The organism is Paraburkholderia sp. PREW-6R (genome assembly GCF_039621805.1).
Lineage (GTDB): Bacteria > Pseudomonadota > Gammaproteobacteria > Burkholderiales > Burkholderiaceae > Paraburkholderia.
This window is the reverse complement of sequence record NZ_CP155073.1, coordinates 2,535,144-2,550,371: the sequence shown is the minus strand read 5'-3', so window position 1 is coordinate 2,550,371 and position 15,228 is coordinate 2,535,144. Positions and strand designations below refer to the sequence as shown.

Below are 15,228 nucleotides of genomic sequence, written 5' to 3'. Positions count from 1 at the left end.
AATCCAAGGGAGATAACCATGACCAGATCAGCTGTACTGGGCATCGCCGCGCTTATCGCGCTCACTCAGGCGGGCTGCGCGACGCAGGTGCAGTCGTTGCCGCTCGCGGCGGCCGGCGGACAGTCGCGCGGTGACGTGCAAGTCTATTTTGGCGAGCAGGATCATCCGGTGGTGAAGAGCCAGTTGGGCGCCGTGTCGTACTCGGTACGGGTTGCGCGCAAGACATCGAGTCCCGAACAGGCGTGCCACGAGGCGCTCACCGAAGCCGTGAAGAAGCTGCGCGCCGCGGCGAACGAGCGCCAGGCAAATGCCGTGATCGATGTAACCACGCGTTTTCACAGCACGGAGACCCACTCGTCGACCGATTTCACGTGCGGCGTGAGTCCGAGTGCGGCGGCCATTGCGGTGAGCGGGCAGCTCGTGGTGCTGGAGTCGAACTAGATCGCGAGCAGGCTTGAGATGCGCCGAGCAGGAAAAGGGCGTCACGCAGTAGAAGGATAAAAGCGCGCCATGCGTGCGCTTTTATTGGCTGGTGTGATCAGTGCCGCGTTAATGGGCCTTGACCGCCGCGACATTGACCAGCGTTTCGCGGCGCCTGCCGGGCTGCGGGCGGGACAGGCCGATGCGTTCGAGCAGGCCGAAATCTTTCGCGCGGCTCCACCACAGATACGGTAGCGAAACGTTGCGCTCGCTGAAAGTGAAACCGCCGCGACGAATCATGTCGAGGTAGCCGTCCGCGCTTTTCTGCACATGCATCGGGTGACGGAACAGCAGGCGGATGACCCACGATTTGATGTACGCGTCGGTGGATTCGGCGAACAGCAGCACGCCGCCAGGCTTGAGCACGCGGCGGAACTCGGCGAGCGCGCGCTCCTGCTCGACGAGATGATGAAACGTTTGGTGGCAGAACACGATGTCGGCGCTGGCGTCGGGCAGCGGCAGATCCGCGCAGTCGCCGTGCAGCAGTTCGATATCGGCGAGTCCGTTGCGGCACGCGTTCGCGGCCTGCGCGGCGAGCGCCAGAGAGGGCGCGTGGTAGTCGATACCGACAATGCGGCGCGGGTTGAACGCTTGCGCGAGCAGGCGAAACGACATACCTTGCCCGCAGCCGACGTCGACGATCACGGGCGCGGCGGGCAGCGGCGTGTCGATCAGGCGCTTCAGGTCGCCGATCGCCACGCGCAGCACGTGATGCTCCCAGGTATGGGTGCGCAGGAACCAGTTTCCAAATGCCGTTTCAGGCACGAAGGGCACGCTGGATATTTCGGATTGCGACACGCTCGGCTCCCTCGCGAGTGGGGTGTTCTTTTCGTTCCCCAACGGAAAAACCGTGGGACGTCTTAACGGAACATAAGAATGCAGCGTTACGCAGCAGCGGGCAAGCAAATCATTGAGGCACATTTGAGTTCAGTTTCGTCAAAGCGCCTGAGCGTGGATGTCGCGATCATCGGCGCCGGTCCGGCCGGCGCGGTCGCGGCGGCATTGCTGCGCAAAGCCGGTCGTTCGGTCGTGGTGCTGGAGCGGCAGCACTTTCCACGTTTTTCCATAGGCGAGAGCCTGTTGCCGCAAAGCATGGCTTATCTGGAGGAAGCGGGCATGCTGCAGGCGGTGGTCGAGGCCGGCTTCCAGTTCAAGAACGGCGCGCAATTTGTTTATCGCGACCAGTCGTCCGCATTCGATTTCCGCGACAAACATTCGCCCGGGTGGGGCACGACCTATCAGGTCGAACGCGCCGTGTTCGACGATATCCTGATTCGCCGTGCGGCCGCGCAGGGCGCCGACGTGCGTTTCGGGCATGCCGTGCGCGCATTGCGCACGGCTTCTGCGAATCACCCGGACGCGCTGCCGCTCGTCGACGTGATCGATGAAGCGGACCACGCGTATCAGATCGAAGCGCGCTTTGTGTTCGACGCGAGCGGCTTTGGCCGCGTGCTGCCGCGTCTGCTGAATCTCGAAGCACCCACACGCATGCCTATGCGTGCCGCGATCTTCTCTCATGTGCAGGACGGGATTCCGGCAGGCACGACGGACCGCGACAAGATCTGCGTCGCGACGCATCCGGAGCGCCGCGACGTGTGGTTCTGGATGATTCCGCTGGCGGGCGGCCGCTCGTCGGTGGGTTGTGTCGCCGAGGCGAGTTTTCTGGACGTACCCGACGCGCAGCGCGAAGCAAAACTGCGCGGTTTGATCCGGCAGGAGCCGACGCTTAACCGCCTCATCGGCAACGCGCCATTTCTGATGCCGGTGCGGCATATCGGCGGCTATGCGGCAAACGTCGAGCATTTGCACGGACCGGGTTACGCACTGCTCGGCAACGCCGGCGAATTTCTCGATCCGGTGTTTTCGTCCGGCGTGACGATCGCGCTGCGTTCGGCGCATCTGGCCGTGCAGACGCTGAACCGGCAACTCGAGGGTGAGCGTGTGGACTGGTCGGCGGAATACGACATGCCGCTGCGCAAGGGCATCGACACATTCCGCGCGTTCGTGGAGCGCTGGTATTCCGGCGAGTTGCAGGACATCATCCATTACCCGGAGCAGACGCCGTCGATTCGGCGCATGATCAGTTCAGTGCTGGCGGGCTATGCATGGGATGACACGAATCCGTATGTCGCGGACCCGGTGCGCCGCCTGAACGCGTTGCACGAGGTGTGCATGCAGCGTTGAGCAGAACGGCTGGGTGCAGCTTGTCAATGAAAACGGCGCTTCCTTGCGAAAGGAAGCGCCGTTTGTCTTCGAGCTTTGTCCAGCTTTTTCCCGAGCCTTATCGAGCCGCCTTGAGCCTGACCAAACCTGGTCAACCCATATCGAGCCGCACAAGTCAGCGCACGACTGCGGCCACGCCGCCGTTACGCGACACTCAAGCCGCAATCTTCGCCGCGCGTGCCTCGGGCTGACGCACATCGTCACGGCGATGCACGCGCTTGCCGGCCGCATATGTTTCATAGATCGCGCGGTCGTCGCCGAGCAGCGCGAACGCGAACAGCAGTTCCTCCAGCGTTTCGGTGCGCGTGGTGCGGCGTGCGAGCAACGGCGTGGCTTGCGGATCGAGCACGATGAAATCCGCTTCCGACTTCGGCTTCAAGGTTCCGACCTTGTCCGCGAGATCGAGCGCTTCGGCGGCGCCGGCGGTGGCGAGATAGAACATGCGCGTGGCGCTCAGGTGATGCCCGGTCAGACGCGCCACCTTGTGTGCCTCGTTCATGGTCTGCAGCATCGAGAACGACGTGCCGCCGCCCACGTCGGTGGCGAGGGCGACTGGCATGCCGGATTCGTCGGCCTTGTCGAAGTCGAACAGGCCGCTGCCGAGAAAGAGGTTGGAGGTCGGGCAATGTGACGCCACCGTGCCGGTCTGCGCCATGCGCTTGCGGTCTTCCTCGTCGAGGTGGATGCAATGGCCGTACACCGCGCGCCGGCGCAACAGGCCGTAGTGATCGTAAATGTCCAGATAGCTGCGGTGGCCGGGGAAAAGATCGGCAACCCACTTCACTTCGTCGTGATTCTCCGCCACGTGGCTCTGGATGAAGATATCCGGATGCTGGCCGGCCAGCACGCCGCACGCTTCGAGCTGCGCTTCTGTCGAAGTGGGCGCGAATCGCGGAGTGAGCGCGTACATTTGGCGGCCCCGGTTATGCCAGCGGCCGATCAGCTCGGCGCTGTCGTCGTAACCGGACTGCGCGGTGTCGCGCAGGAACTCGGGGCAATTGCGATCCATCAGCACCTTGCCCGCCACCATGCGCAGGTTGCGCGCTTCGCTTGCCGTGAACAGCGCGTCGGCCGATTCCTTGTGGACCGTGCAATACACAAGCGCGGTGGTCGTGCCGCAGGCGAGCAGTTCGTCGACGAAAAAGTTCGCCGTGTCGCGCGCATAGGCCGGATCGGTGAAGCGGCGCTCGGTCGGAAACGTGTACGTCTCGAGCCACGGCAACAGGCCCGGCGCCGGCGACGCGATCATGTCGGTCTGCGGATAGTGAATGTGCGTGTCGATGAAGCCCGGCACGATCAGCTTGTCGCGCATCTCCTGCACCTGGGTGCCGGGCGCGAGCTGCGACGCGAGCGCCGCATACGCGCCCGCCGCGACGACGTGGCCGTCTTCGACGATCAGCAGGCCGTCTTCGTCGAAGACCGCCGCGTTGGACGATTGCGCGGGATCGCCGTTGAAGGTAAGCAGTTGTGCGCGAAAAGCCGTTTGAGTCATGGGAAAAACCGTCTCCGGATAGGGGGAGCTGAACAGCGCGGACAGCGGCCCGATGTGGATGCCCGAACTCCGGGCAAGCGTGCCGCCGCCGGCTGCGCTACACCGGCCCGTCAGTGCGGGCCGTTTTGTTGCCAGTACGCGTCGAGCTTCGCGATCAGTTCACTGCGCTGCCCGGGCGTAACGAACGACGCTTCGAAGCTGTTGCGGATGATCGTGTAGACCTCGGCATCGTTGAGCTTCAACGCGTCGATGGTGGCGAAATAGTTGGCGTTCACGTAGCCGCCGAAGTACGCCGGGTCATCGGAATTCACCGTGACGGCGACGCCGCGATCGAGCAGGTCCTTCAGCGTATGTTGGGTCAGGTCGTCGAACACGCAGAGCTTCAGGTTCGACAGCGGGCACACGGTCAACGCGACGCGCGCGTCCGCGAGACGTGTGACGAGCGCCGGATCTTCGATGCTGCGCACGCCGTGGTCGACGCGATCCACTTTCAGCAGATCGAGCGCTTCGTAGATATACGACGGCGGTCCTTCTTCGCCTGCGTGCGCAACGAGCTTCAGCCCGAGCGCGCGGGCCTTCGCGAACACCCGCTCGAACTTGGACGGCGGATGCCCGCGTTCCGATGAGTCGAGGCCGACGCCGATCAGCCGATGCCGGTATTGCTCAAAGAGCGGCAGCGCTTCTTCGAACGTGGCGAGCGCGTCTTCTTCCGACAGATGGCGCAGGAAGCACAGAATCAGCCTGCTCGTCATGCCGCGCTTTTCGGCGTCGGCAAGCGCACGTTCGATGCCGGCCACGACGGTCGCGATCGGCACGCCGCGTTCGGTGTGCGTCTGCGGATCGAAGAAGATCTCGCTGTGGATCACGTTGTCGGCCAGACAGCGCTCGACGTACGCCATCGTCATGTCGTAAAAGTCCTGCTCGTGCAGCAGCACGCTCGCACCCGCGTAGTAGATGTCGAGGAACGATTGCAGGTCGGTGAACGCGTATGCGGCGCGCAGCGCGTCGATCGAGTCATACGCGAGCTTCACGCCGTTGCGCTCGGCCAGCGCGAAAATCAGTTCGGGTTCCAGCGAACCTTCAATGTGAATATGCAGTTCGGCCTTCGGCGCGCGCGCCGTTTTATCGATCAGGGACGTAGCGGTTGTTGTATTCATGGTCGGTCAGGAGTTCATTGGAGTCGCTGTGCGCCGGATGCGATGCGCTGAAGCGACGCGCCGGGTTCAGGTGGTCGTCGGCGCTGCGTGATGCAACGTCGCGTTGGCTTCGACCGCCTGCAACACCTGCGCGGCCGCTGAGATCGCGATGATCTCCGGCGACTTGTCGACGATTCCGTCCACGCCGAGCGGACATTTCATCCGCGCAATCTGGAGCGGATCGATGCCGCGCGCGGCGAGCCGGTGTTCGAACTGCTTGCGCTTGCTGTGCGAGCCGATCATGCCGAAGAACGCGAAATCGCCGCGCCGCAAAATGCGCTCGGCCAGTTCGAGGTCGAGCGTATGGTTGTGCGTCATCACGATGAAGTACGTGTGCGGCAAGGCTTCGTCGATCGCTTCGTCGGGAGCGTCGTTCGGATCGATCTTCACGTTCGGCGCGTGCAGCGTTTCGAGCGGAGGAAACTGCGCGTCGCGTTCGTCGACCCAGCGGACCGTGCAGGGCAGCGTGGCAAGCACGCGAACCAGCGCCGCGCCCACATGGCCCGCGCCGAACAGCACGACCGAAAAGTCGCCAGGCGCAATGGTTTCGGTGAGCAGCGCGCCGCTGTCGTCGAAGCCGGCGCCGTCCCACAGCAGGCAGTCGGTGGCGTCCACGCCCGGTTCGGGGTCGGACAGCATCACCGCATCCGGTGCGGGACCGAATGATACGCTACGCACCGTCGACTGGCCGGCGGCCACGCGCTTGGCGAGCGTCGTGATCCAGCCGAGATCGCCGACATCCAGCCGCTCGAACGCGAGTATCACCGCGCCGCCGCAGCACTGCCCCAGACTCGGGCCGAGCGCGAAACGCTCGAGGCGCCGCATATGCGGGGAGCGCATGCCGTCGCGCAACACCTGGCGCGCAGTCTCGATCGCTTTCCATTCCAGATGACCGCCGCCGATCGTGTGCCGGGTCGAATCGCGCGTGACGATCATCTTGGTGCCGGCTTCGCGGGGCGCCGAACCTTCGACGCGCGCGACCGTCACCAGCACGGCGGCGTCGCCGTGCGCGAGCAGGTGTTGCAGGTCAGGTAGCCAGGCTTGCATCCGGCGTTCTCCATACGGGGCCGCGCGGGGTCTCCGTGCGGCCGGTTGAGTGTGGCGTGACGCGTTTTTGTCGTGTCATGCCGCGGTTGTTGTTTCTATCAGCGTTGTCAGGCAGTCGTCGCGGTGGTTGCCGGCTCGGCGGCGGCTTGTTCGTCTGTCAACGTTGTCCGCAGGGCATCCAGTGCATCCAGAATTGCTTCGGGCGTGGCCGGCGCACGCAGTGGCGGCGCGCGATCCGCGTGCGGCACCGCGGCGGCGATCGCGTCGCGAATCGCAAGGAACACCGAGAACGGCAGCAGCAACGGCGGCTCGCCAACCGCCTTCGAACGGAATACGGTGGGCTCGGCGTTCTGATTCTGATAGAGATTCACGTAGAACGCGCCGGGCGTGTCGCTGACCGCCGGAATCTTGTACGTGGACGGCGCGTGCGTCATCAGCCGCCCATCGCGGTTCCACCAAAGTTCCTCGGTGGTGAGCCAGCCCATGCCCTGGATAAAGCCGCCTTCCACCTGGCCGATGTCGATAGCCGGATTGATCGACTGCCCGGCGTCGTGCAGCACGTCGGCGCGCACCAGTTTCCATTCGCCAGTCAGCGTGTCGATCACGACCTCCGACACCGCCGCGCCATACGCGAAGTAATAGAACGGATGTCCGGTCAGCGTTTTTGCGTCCCAATGCACTTTGGGCGTGGTGTAAAACCCATCCGACCACAGTTGCACGCGCGCCAGATAGGCCGCGCCCACGAGCTGTTCGAAGGGCATCGCGCCGCCGTTCGCCACCACTTCGCCATTGACGAAGCGCACGTCGTCCGCCGTGCCGCCAAGCTGCTTCGCCGCGAGTTCGGCAAGCCGCACGCGAATGGTCTGCGCAGCGGCTTCGGCGGCTTTGCCGTTCAGATCGCTGCCGGTGGACGCAGCGGTCGCGGACGTATTGGCGATCTTGGACGTATCGGTTGCCGTCACGCGAACCCGCGACAACGGCAAGCCGAACGCGTTCGCGACCACCTGCGCGACTTTCGTATTGAGCCCTTGGCCCATCTCAGTGCCGCCGTGATTGACGAGCACGGAGCCGTCCTTGTACACATGCACCAACGCGCCGGCCTGATTCAGAAACGGCACGTTGAACGAGATGCCGAACTTCACCGGCGAGAACGCGAGGCCGCGCTTGAGCACCGGGCTCGTCGCGTTGAAGGCGGCGATGGCCTCCCGCCGCGCGCGGTAGTCGCTGGTACCGAGCAGTTCGTCGGTGAGCGGCGCGATGATGTTGTCCTCGACGCGCTGACCGTACGGCGTCGTATCGCGCTCGCCGATGCCGTAGTAGTTGGCGATGCGCACGTCGAGTGGATCGCGATCCAGTTGGCGCGCGATGCTGTCCATCAGCACTTCCATCACGAGCGCGCCTTGCGGGCCGCCAAAGCCGCGAAACGCCGTGTTCGATTGCGTGTTGGTCTTGCAGCACAACGCGACGATATCGACGTCGGACAGGTAGTACGCGTTGTCGAAGTGGCAGACCGCGCGTGTTGCGACCGCGCCCGAGAGGTCCGCCGAATAGCCTGCGCGTAACGCGATTTCGACGCGCGCGCCGAGAATGCGGCCGTTCTCGTCGAAGCCGGCTTCGTATTCGTAGATCGCATCGTGGCGCTTGCCGGTAATCATGAAATCGTCGTCGCGATCGGCGCGCAGCTTGACCGGACGGCGCAACAGTTTCGCCGCGAGCGCCGCGACGCACGCGAACAGCGCCGACTGCGATTCCTTGCCGCCGAACCCGCCACCCATGCGACGGCATTCGCACACCACGTTATGCGCGGGCCAGTCGAGCATATGCGAGACGACCTGCTGCATTTCGCTGGGATGCTGTGTCGAACTGTAGACGAGCATGCCGTCCATTTCCTTCGGCACGGCGTAGGCAATCTGACCTTCGAGATAAAACTGTTCCTGGCCGCCCACTTCGAACGTGCCGGTGAGTGTGTGCGGCGCGCCGGCGATCTTCGCGTCGGGCTCGCCGCGCTTCAGATGCAATGGCGGCAGCACGAAGCTCTTCGCCGCTTTGGCTTCGGCGGGCGTGAGGATCGCTTCGAGCGGCTCGTAACGGATCACGTCGTCGCTTCTGGCGAGCGCTGCCGCGCGTCGCGCGAGTTCGTGGCTCTCGGCGATCACGGCGAAAACCGGTTGACCGAGGTACAGCACTTCGTCGACGGCGAGAATCGGATCGTCGTGCAGCACCGGGCCGCAATTGTTTTCACCGGGGATGTCGTCGGCGGTGAGCACGGCGATCACGCCCGGCGCTTTGCGCACCGCGTCGAGGTCGATCGAGACGATCCGCGCGTGCGCGTGGCGCGACAGGCCGAGCGCCGCATGCAACGTGCCTTGAAGTTCCGGCACGTCGTCGGTGTAGGTGGCTTCGCCGCTGACGTGCAGCGCGGCGGATTCGTGCGGCAGCGACACGCCGATCGCGGCGTCGTTGTCTTGCGGGCCGACGGAGGATTCGAGCGGGTCGGCTGCGCGGTGGACGAAAGCATCGGTCCGGTTCATGACGACGACTCCTGGGTGACGGCGGCGTCCGGCGAGCCGGCTTCGAACGCGAATGCGTTCACGTCGAAGAGGGTGAGCGGCGCGTGGTCACGCGTTTCGAGATGAAAGCGCCACAGCACGTTGCGCGCCACCTTCAACCGATATGCGCTCGAAGCGCGCATATCCGTGAGCGGCTGGTAATCGGCGACCAGCGCGTTCATTGCCTGCCGCGCGGTGTCTTCGGTCCATGTTGCGCCGGTCAGCGCCGCTTCGGTCTGCGCGGCGCGCTTCGGTGTGGCAGCCATGCCGCCGAACGCAACGCGCGCCGTCCTGATCGTGCCGTCGTCGCCGATATACAGCGCGAAAGCCGCGCATACCGCCGAAATGTCCTGATCGTAGCGCTTCGATACCTTGTACGTGCGAAACCGCAGGTTGCCTGCCGGACGCGGCACGCGCAGCGCGGCGACGAATTCGCCCGCCGCGAGCGCCGTTTTCTGATAGCCGAGGTAGAACGCGTCGAGCGGCAACGTGCGCGTTCTGGCGCCGTGACGCAGCACGACTTCTGCGCCGAGCGCAAGGAGCGCAGGCATCGAGTCGCCGATCGGCGAACCGTTCGCGACGTTGCCGCCGAGCGTGCCGGCGTTGCGGATCGGCAGCGATGCAAAGCGCGTCCACAGTTCGGCGAGTTCGGGATAGTCGGCGGCGAGGGCGGCGTAGGCGTCCTCCAGTGTGACGGCCGCGCCGATCGTGAGCGTCTGCGCGTCACGCGCGATGGTCTTCAGTTCGGCGACGTTGCCGATATACAGGATGTCGCCGAGATCGCGGAACTGCTTGGTGACCCACAGGCCGACGTCGGTGCTGCCTGCCAGGAGACGCGCTTGCGCAAGCTCGGCGCGCAGTCTGGCGAATGCGTCGAGCGTGACGGGCGCGTAAAACGTGGGCGAGCCGAACGCGGTGCCACGCGTGTCGGGCGCGCGGTATTCAAAGGTGTCGCCGCGTTGCAGCGGACGCAGTGTTTCGACGATGGCGGTGCGATCCAGCGCTACTCGCGGATAGTGCGAGTAGTCGAACATCTTCTGCGAGGCGTCGACGATGGGCCGATAGCCGGTGCAGCGGCACAGGTTGCCGGACAGCGCGGCGTTGATTTCATCACGGGTGGGCAGGCCGGCGGCGGCCGGCTGATTTTCATACAACGCCCACATCGACATGACGAATCCGGGCGTGCAGAAACCGCATTGCGAGCCATGACAATCCACCATTGCCTGCTGAACGGGATGCAGCGCGCCGTTCGTGGCGCGCAGGTCTTCGACCGTGAAAAGCGCTTTGCCGTCGAGCGTCGGCAGGAACTGGATGCATGCATTGACGGCTTTCAGCGCGAGCCCGCCGTGCGCATCCAGCTCGCCGATCACGACGGTGCACGCGCCGCAATCGCCTTCTGCGCAGCCTTCCTTGGTGCCCGTGCAATGCAGATCCTCACGCAGGTGCTGAAGCACGGTGCGCGATGCCGGGACGTCCGACACTTCACGGACGGAACCCTGATGATAGAAACGGATGGTGTGCGATGTCATGGCGAATCCAGAAGACAGTGCGGACCGGGCGCGCGTTACGCAGGGGTCGTGCCGGAACCGGCCTCGCGCACGTAGATCGCCATCCAGTTCCGAAGATAGCACTCCCTCGTCGCGAAAATATTTCCCGCGTCGCATGAAGCCTATTCGAAAGCGGTCATGCAAACAGTACGATCCGCGCGACGGCGGGAAGTTGCGCGCCCGGCGGGAGTGCCTGAATTGGGCGGCCCCAGGTGGGGCGTCGCCAGGCGAAAAGGTGGGATATGACGGAAGAAAGCCGAACTTAGCGTCGGATCAGGCGAACCGACGCCGGTTCCGCACGAGACTCAGCGCAAGCGGAATGAACGCGATCACGAAGGCGACCAGAGACCACTGCGGCAATGTCAGGCCGAGAATCGGCGGATAAGCCGTTTCGCACAATCCGGCCACCTTGAACACGCCCGGAAGCCAATGCGCGGGCGGCAGGCTGTCCACCACGGGCTGAAGCGCGTCGAAGCCGCAGCTGAAGCCGGGGTTGGCCTGCACGTAGACGTGGCGCGCCGCCGTCACGATGCCGGCGAGCGCCGACAACGCAGCCAGCACTTCCAGCAACCGCACGCCGCGCCAGCTGTTAAAGCGCGCGCCGAGGAACGCGAAAATCGCGATCAGCAGGAAGAAATACCGCTGAATGATGCACAGCGGGCAAGGATCCTCGTGCAGCCCGTATTGCAGATAGAGCGCGCCGGCCACGAGGGCGACGCAGATCAGGCCAAGCAGGACCAGCAGGGAGCGCTCGCGGCGCAGCATTGCATTGTCGTTATTCATGGATCGTGTGGCGGTCGGGAGACGGGAGTGCGGTGCCCGCGATTCTAGCGCGAACCCTTGCCCCCGGCGCACTGACGCTTATACGCGCTGATCTGGCTCTTTGTCCGCAGGCCGGATCGCGTCGATCGCACGTTGCTGCGCCCGCCCGAATCTCAGCGAATCGCGTTCAGCACCGCTTCCGCGCCGCGGCCGATCGCGAGCAGCGCGTCGTCGGCGTGCGGCGCGCCTGCCAGCATCAGACCGACTGGCGCGTCGCCGCGCAAATGGCATGGCAACGACAACGCGCAGGTGTCGAGGAAATTGAACACGCTCGGATTGCGCAGAATCAGCGCGTTCGTGCGGCCGAACGCGTCGTCGTCGTGAACCAGATCGGCGACGCGCGGCGGTACGACCGGCACGGTCGGCGCCACCACCGCGTCAAAACGCTGCCACAGCGTGCGCGCGGCTTCGTCGAGCATCGCCTCGCGCTCCGCGAGCAGATCCAGATAGTCGACGGCTGTGGCCGGCTGGCCTTTCATGATCCGCACCAGCACGCGCGGATCGTATTGATCACGATGTTTTTCCAGCAGCGGCCGATGCCACGCATACGCTTCGATTGGCGAGAAGCCGAAGCGGTTGATTTGCGGCAGACGGTCGAGCGGCGCGAAGCGCACTTCGCTGACAATGGCGCCGGCTGCTTCCAGATGTTTGAGCGCCGTGTCGATGGCCGCGGCCACCGCGGGCTCGACGCCGTCGGTCACGAAATTCGTCAGCACGCCGAGGCGCACGCCTTCGAGCGGCCGGGCGGCCGGAATGCGCGGTTCGAGCCCGGCGAGCATCCGGTCGACCAGTGCGCAGCACGCCACCGAAACGCCGATCGGCCCGAATGAGTCGAGCGTCGACGACAGCGGCACGCCGCCTTGCTTCGGAATGCGCGACGCGGTCGGCTTGAAGCCGGTCAGGCCGCAAAGCGCCGCCGGAATGCGGATCGAGCCGCCTGTGTCGGTGCCGAGCGCGACGGCCGCCATCCCGTCCGCGACCGACGCCGCCGCGCCCGACGACGAGCCGCCCGAAATCCGTTCATCGCCTTCGACGCCGCGCCGGTATGGCGAGAGCGGGTGCCCGTAATGCGGGTTCAGGCCGAGCCCGGAAAAAGCGAACTCGCTCATATTGGTGCGCCCGACGATCACCGCGCCGGCCCGCTTCAGGCGCGCAACGGTGACGGCGTCCGCTTTCGCGGCGGGCGCGTCGGAGAGGACCACCGAGCCCGCGCGAGTCTGCTGGCCTTCGATATCGAACAGGTCTTTCACCGACACCGGAATCCCGGCGAGCGGCGACAGGATGGTGCCGGCCGCGCGCAGACGGTCGTGCGCGTCGGCGGCGGCGCGGGCGTTGTCGGCGTCGACGTGCATGAAGGCGACGGCGCCCTGACCGGTCGGATCCGCAATCCGCCCGAGTGCGGTTTCAACGAGCGCGCGGCTCGTGGTGCGGCCGGCCGCGAGATCGGCGGCGAGTTGGGCAAGCGGCGGAAAGGGCGTGAAGTCGTTGGCCATTGTGTCGGTAAAAATGTTGGGGGCGGGTTTGCGTTCAGATGCAGCCGGTTTCGCAGTCAGTTTTCATCTGTTATCGCGCCCCTCTCGCCGATGCGGTTTGCGATGCAGGCCGCGGTCACGGGAAGCGGCATCGTTTAAATCCGGTTGAAGAGGGTCGAGCGGAACGCCTCGATATGCTTCTGCACCGATTGCCGGGCGCCTTCGGCGTCGCGTTCGCGCAGCAGGCGGAACAGTTCGAGATGTTCTTCGTGCACGTCTTCCAGGTGGTGCGGTTCCGAAAGCGAAATGAACCAGAAGCGCAGCGAGCGCTCGTGCAGTCCGCGCAGAATATCGGCAAGCACGGCGTTGCGCGACGCGGCGGAGATCGCCAGATGAAACTCGCGGTCGATATCCATCATGCCCTCGATATCGTGCGCGGCAACACATACCGACGAGCGGTCCAGCAACGCCTGCATCGCGTCGTAGTCGTGCTGCTGCGCGTGACGGGCGGCAAGCTCGACGCAATAGCTTTCATTCACGAGCCGCACGTCGATGATCGCCAGCACGTCTTCGAGCGACACCGGCCGGACCATGATGCCCTTGCGCGGCATGATGGTCAGCATGCCTTCGTGCACGAGCCGGTGCAGCGCCTGGTGCACCGGCGTGCGGCCGATGCCCGTCAGCGCCATCAGTTCCGCCTCGTTGAGGACTTCGCTTGGCCGCAAGCGCAGGGTGATGATCTCGCGCTTGACGAACGCATACGCCTGTTCGGCGAGGCTCGCGGAAGCCGTCGTGCGGGTGGACTTCGAAGGACGGTCAGTCTGCAAAAGCGTCATGGAGAAAAGATGCGGACAATGTCGTCCCCATTGTAGAGCAAGGTTTTGCCGTAACCGGACGGCAAGCGCGGCAAGCGCGGCGAGCGCGGCCAGTGCGGCCAGTGCGGCCAGTGCGGCCAGTGCGGCCAGTGCGGCCAGTGCGGCCACGGCCGGCAAGGCCGGCCGTGCCGGCGGCATGTCGGGCGTCGCCGCCGCGCCTGCGCGTCACGCTTCGACGCCGCCCGGCGCAGGCGCTGCCGCATGCTGAACCTTCACGCGCGGCATCATCAGCGTGACCAGACCGCCGACGATCAACGCGCCCGCAATCAGCACGAGACCGAACGTCACGCTATGCGTCGCATCCTTCACGATGCCGAGCACGTAAGGGCTCACGTAGCCTGCGAGGTTCGCAATCGAATTGATCACCGCAATGCCGGCGACCGCAGCCGTGCCTTGCAGGAATGTCGTCGACATCGACCAGAAGATGCCGAAGCCCGCGAGAATCCCGATGTAGGCGATCGACAGGCCAGTCACGGCGAGCGGAATCGAGTTTGTCACGGACGCGCTGCCGAGCAGCCCGGCCGCGCCGATGAAGCAGCACACCGCGTAGTGCCAGCGCCGTTCGCCCGTCACGTCCGACGAACGCCCGATCAGGATCATGCCGATTCCCGCTGCCAGATAAGGAATCGCGGTCACGAAGCCGTTGGTGACCAGATTGGTCACGCCAAGATCCTTGACGATCTGCGGCAGCCAGAACGAAAAGCCCGCGTTGCCGGTGACGAGGCAAAAATAGATCAGCGTGAGCAGCCAGAAGCGGCCCGAGCGCAGCGCGACCGCGAGGCTGTGCTCCGCGCCGGCCGCGGCCGCCGCGCTGTTTTCCCGCGAAATGCGGCCGAGAATCACGCGCTTTTCGTCGTTGGTGAGCCAGCCGGCTTCGGCCGGCGAGTTGCGCAGTACGGCAAGCGCCCAGAAGCCGGCGAGGATCGACGGAATGCCTTCGATCAGGAACATCCACTGCCAGCCGCGCAGGCCGTGCGTCTCGTGCAGCGCGGACATCAGGAAGCCCGACAGCGGCGCGCCGACAATGCCCGCGACCGGAATCGCCGCCATGAACACGGCGACCATCCGCGCGCGCCGATCCGATGGAAACCAGAAGGTCAGATACAACACGACGCCCGGCACCAGACCCGCCTCGGCCACGCCCAGGAAGAAGCGCAGCACGTAGAACATGGTTTCGGAGTGCACGAACATCATCAGGCACGACAGCAGGCCCCACAGCATCGTGATCCGGGCGATCGTCGCGCGCGCGCCGAACTTTTTGAGCAGCAGATTGCTGGGCACTTCGAACACGAAATAGCCGAAGAAAAAGATCCCCGCGCCCAGTCCGTAGGCGGCGTTCGAAAGCCCGAGGTCGCCGGTGAACTGCAGCTTCGCGTAACCGATGTTGACGCGGTCCAGATACGACAGCACGTAGACGAGAAACAGGAAGGGCATGATGCGCCACGTGATCTTGCGCAACGCGGCGGCTTCGAGCGAGGCGTCGGAGGACGCGTCGGCGTCAGCGGATAGCGAAGGGATGCTCATG

12 protein-coding genes are annotated in these 15,228 nt (G+C 65.0%); 2 read left to right on the top strand and 10 right to left on the bottom strand.

The genetic code is table 11. The features are described 5' to 3' along the window. Window positions 1–18 precede the first annotated feature (18 nt). Window positions 19–441: a signal peptidase gene (locus AAGS40_RS11070; protein WP_345811296.1), complete on the top strand. Its 423-nt coding sequence runs from the start codon at window positions 19–21 to the stop codon at window positions 439–441. A gap of 108 nt (window positions 442–549) precedes the next feature. On the opposite strand, the gene AAGS40_RS11065 is transcribed toward AAGS40_RS11070, so the two are convergent. Further along, window positions 550–1,278, bottom strand: a complete 729-nt coding sequence (locus AAGS40_RS11065; RefSeq protein WP_345811295.1) for a class I SAM-dependent methyltransferase — start codon at window positions 1,276–1,278, stop codon at window positions 550–552. A 123-nt stretch (window positions 1,279–1,401) separates the two neighbouring features. Between AAGS40_RS11065 and AAGS40_RS11060 the strand changes: the two genes are divergently transcribed. Then, window positions 1,402–2,664, top strand: coding sequence for an NAD(P)/FAD-dependent oxidoreductase (locus AAGS40_RS11060; protein WP_345811294.1), 1,263 nt, complete (start codon window positions 1,402–1,404; stop codon window positions 2,662–2,664). Between the two features lie 193 nt (window positions 2,665–2,857). Here AAGS40_RS11060 and guaD read toward each other — a convergent pair whose 3' ends face one another. From guaD to AAGS40_RS11015, 9 genes are all read right to left on the bottom strand, one after another. Next, a complete protein-coding gene (gene guaD, locus AAGS40_RS11055) occupies window positions 2,858–4,195 on the bottom strand; it encodes a guanine deaminase (RefSeq protein WP_345811293.1) in 1,338 nt (445 codons plus the stop codon). Window positions 4,196–4,305: 110 nt separating this feature from the next. Then, window positions 4,306–5,352 carry an adenosine deaminase gene (locus tag AAGS40_RS11050; RefSeq protein WP_345811292.1) on the bottom strand — a complete coding sequence of 349 codons (1,047 nt, stop codon included), beginning with the start codon at window positions 5,350–5,352 and terminating at the stop codon, window positions 4,306–4,308. Window positions 5,353–5,418: 66 nt separating this feature from the next. Further along, window positions 5,419–6,438, bottom strand: coding sequence for a xanthine dehydrogenase accessory protein XdhC (gene xdhC, locus AAGS40_RS11045; protein WP_345811291.1), 1,020 nt, complete (start codon window positions 6,436–6,438; stop codon window positions 5,419–5,421). A 107-nt stretch (window positions 6,439–6,545) separates the two neighbouring features. After that, window positions 6,546–8,969 (bottom strand): xanthine dehydrogenase molybdopterin binding subunit, encoded by a 2,424-nt coding sequence (gene xdhB / locus AAGS40_RS11040; RefSeq protein WP_345811290.1) that lies wholly within the window; start codon window positions 8,967–8,969, stop codon window positions 6,546–6,548. Further along, window positions 8,966–10,516, bottom strand: coding sequence for a xanthine dehydrogenase small subunit (xdhA, locus tag AAGS40_RS11035; protein ID WP_345811289.1), 1,551 nt, complete (start codon window positions 10,514–10,516; stop codon window positions 8,966–8,968). Before xdhA ends, xdhB begins: the two co-directional genes overlap by 4 nt. A 291-nt stretch (window positions 10,517–10,807) precedes the next feature. Beyond that, complete coding sequence (locus tag AAGS40_RS11030) at window positions 10,808–11,317, bottom strand: disulfide bond formation protein B (protein WP_345811288.1); 510 nt, start codon at window positions 11,315–11,317, stop codon at window positions 10,808–10,810. Between the two features lie 152 nt (window positions 11,318–11,469). After that, the gene (locus tag AAGS40_RS11025) at window positions 11,470–12,849 is read right to left on the bottom strand and encodes an amidase (RefSeq protein WP_345811287.1); all 1,380 of its coding nucleotides are present in this window, start codon (window positions 12,847–12,849) and stop codon (window positions 11,470–11,472) included. A 134-nt stretch (window positions 12,850–12,983) separates the two neighbouring features. After that, a complete protein-coding gene (locus tag AAGS40_RS11020; RefSeq protein ID WP_345814373.1) occupies window positions 12,984–13,664 on the bottom strand; it encodes a GntR family transcriptional regulator in 681 nt (226 codons plus the stop codon). Window positions 13,665–13,868: 204 nt separating this feature from the next. Then, the gene (locus AAGS40_RS11015) at window positions 13,869–15,227 is read right to left on the bottom strand and encodes an MFS transporter (protein ID WP_345811286.1); all 1,359 of its coding nucleotides are present in this window, start codon (window positions 15,225–15,227) and stop codon (window positions 13,869–13,871) included. Between the last annotated feature and the right edge of the window lies 1 nt (window position 15,228).

What these genes read in the sequence shown, in the direction of transcription:
- guaD (WP_345811293.1), bottom strand. Translation starts at nt 4,195, where the DNA reads ATGACTCAAACGGCTTTTCGCGCACAACTGCTTACCTTCAACGGCGAT.
- xdhB (WP_345811290.1), bottom strand. Translation starts at nt 8,969, where the DNA reads ATGAACCGGACCGATGCTTTCGTCCACCGCGCAGCCGACCCGCTCGAA.
- AAGS40_RS11070 (WP_345811296.1), top strand. Translation starts at nt 19, where the DNA reads ATGACCAGATCAGCTGTACTGGGCATCGCCGCGCTTATCGCGCTCACT.
- AAGS40_RS11050 (WP_345811292.1), bottom strand. Translation starts at nt 5,352, where the DNA reads ATGAATACAACAACCGCTACGTCCCTGATCGATAAAACGGCGCGCGCG.
- xdhC (WP_345811291.1), bottom strand. Translation starts at nt 6,438, where the DNA reads ATGCAAGCCTGGCTACCTGACCTGCAACACCTGCTCGCGCACGGCGAC.
- AAGS40_RS11015 (WP_345811286.1), bottom strand. Translation starts at nt 15,227, where the DNA reads ATGAGCATCCCTTCGCTATCCGCTGACGCCGACGCGTCCTCCGACGCC.
- xdhA (WP_345811289.1), bottom strand. Translation starts at nt 10,516, where the DNA reads ATGACATCGCACACCATCCGTTTCTATCATCAGGGTTCCGTCCGTGAA.
- AAGS40_RS11025 (WP_345811287.1), bottom strand. Translation starts at nt 12,849, where the DNA reads ATGGCCAACGACTTCACGCCCTTTCCGCCGCTTGCCCAACTCGCCGCC.
- AAGS40_RS11020 (WP_345814373.1), bottom strand. Translation starts at nt 13,664, where the DNA reads ATGACGCTTTTGCAGACTGACCGTCCTTCGAAGTCCACCCGCACGACG.
- AAGS40_RS11030 (WP_345811288.1), bottom strand. Translation starts at nt 11,317, where the DNA reads ATGAATAACGACAATGCAATGCTGCGCCGCGAGCGCTCCCTGCTGGTC.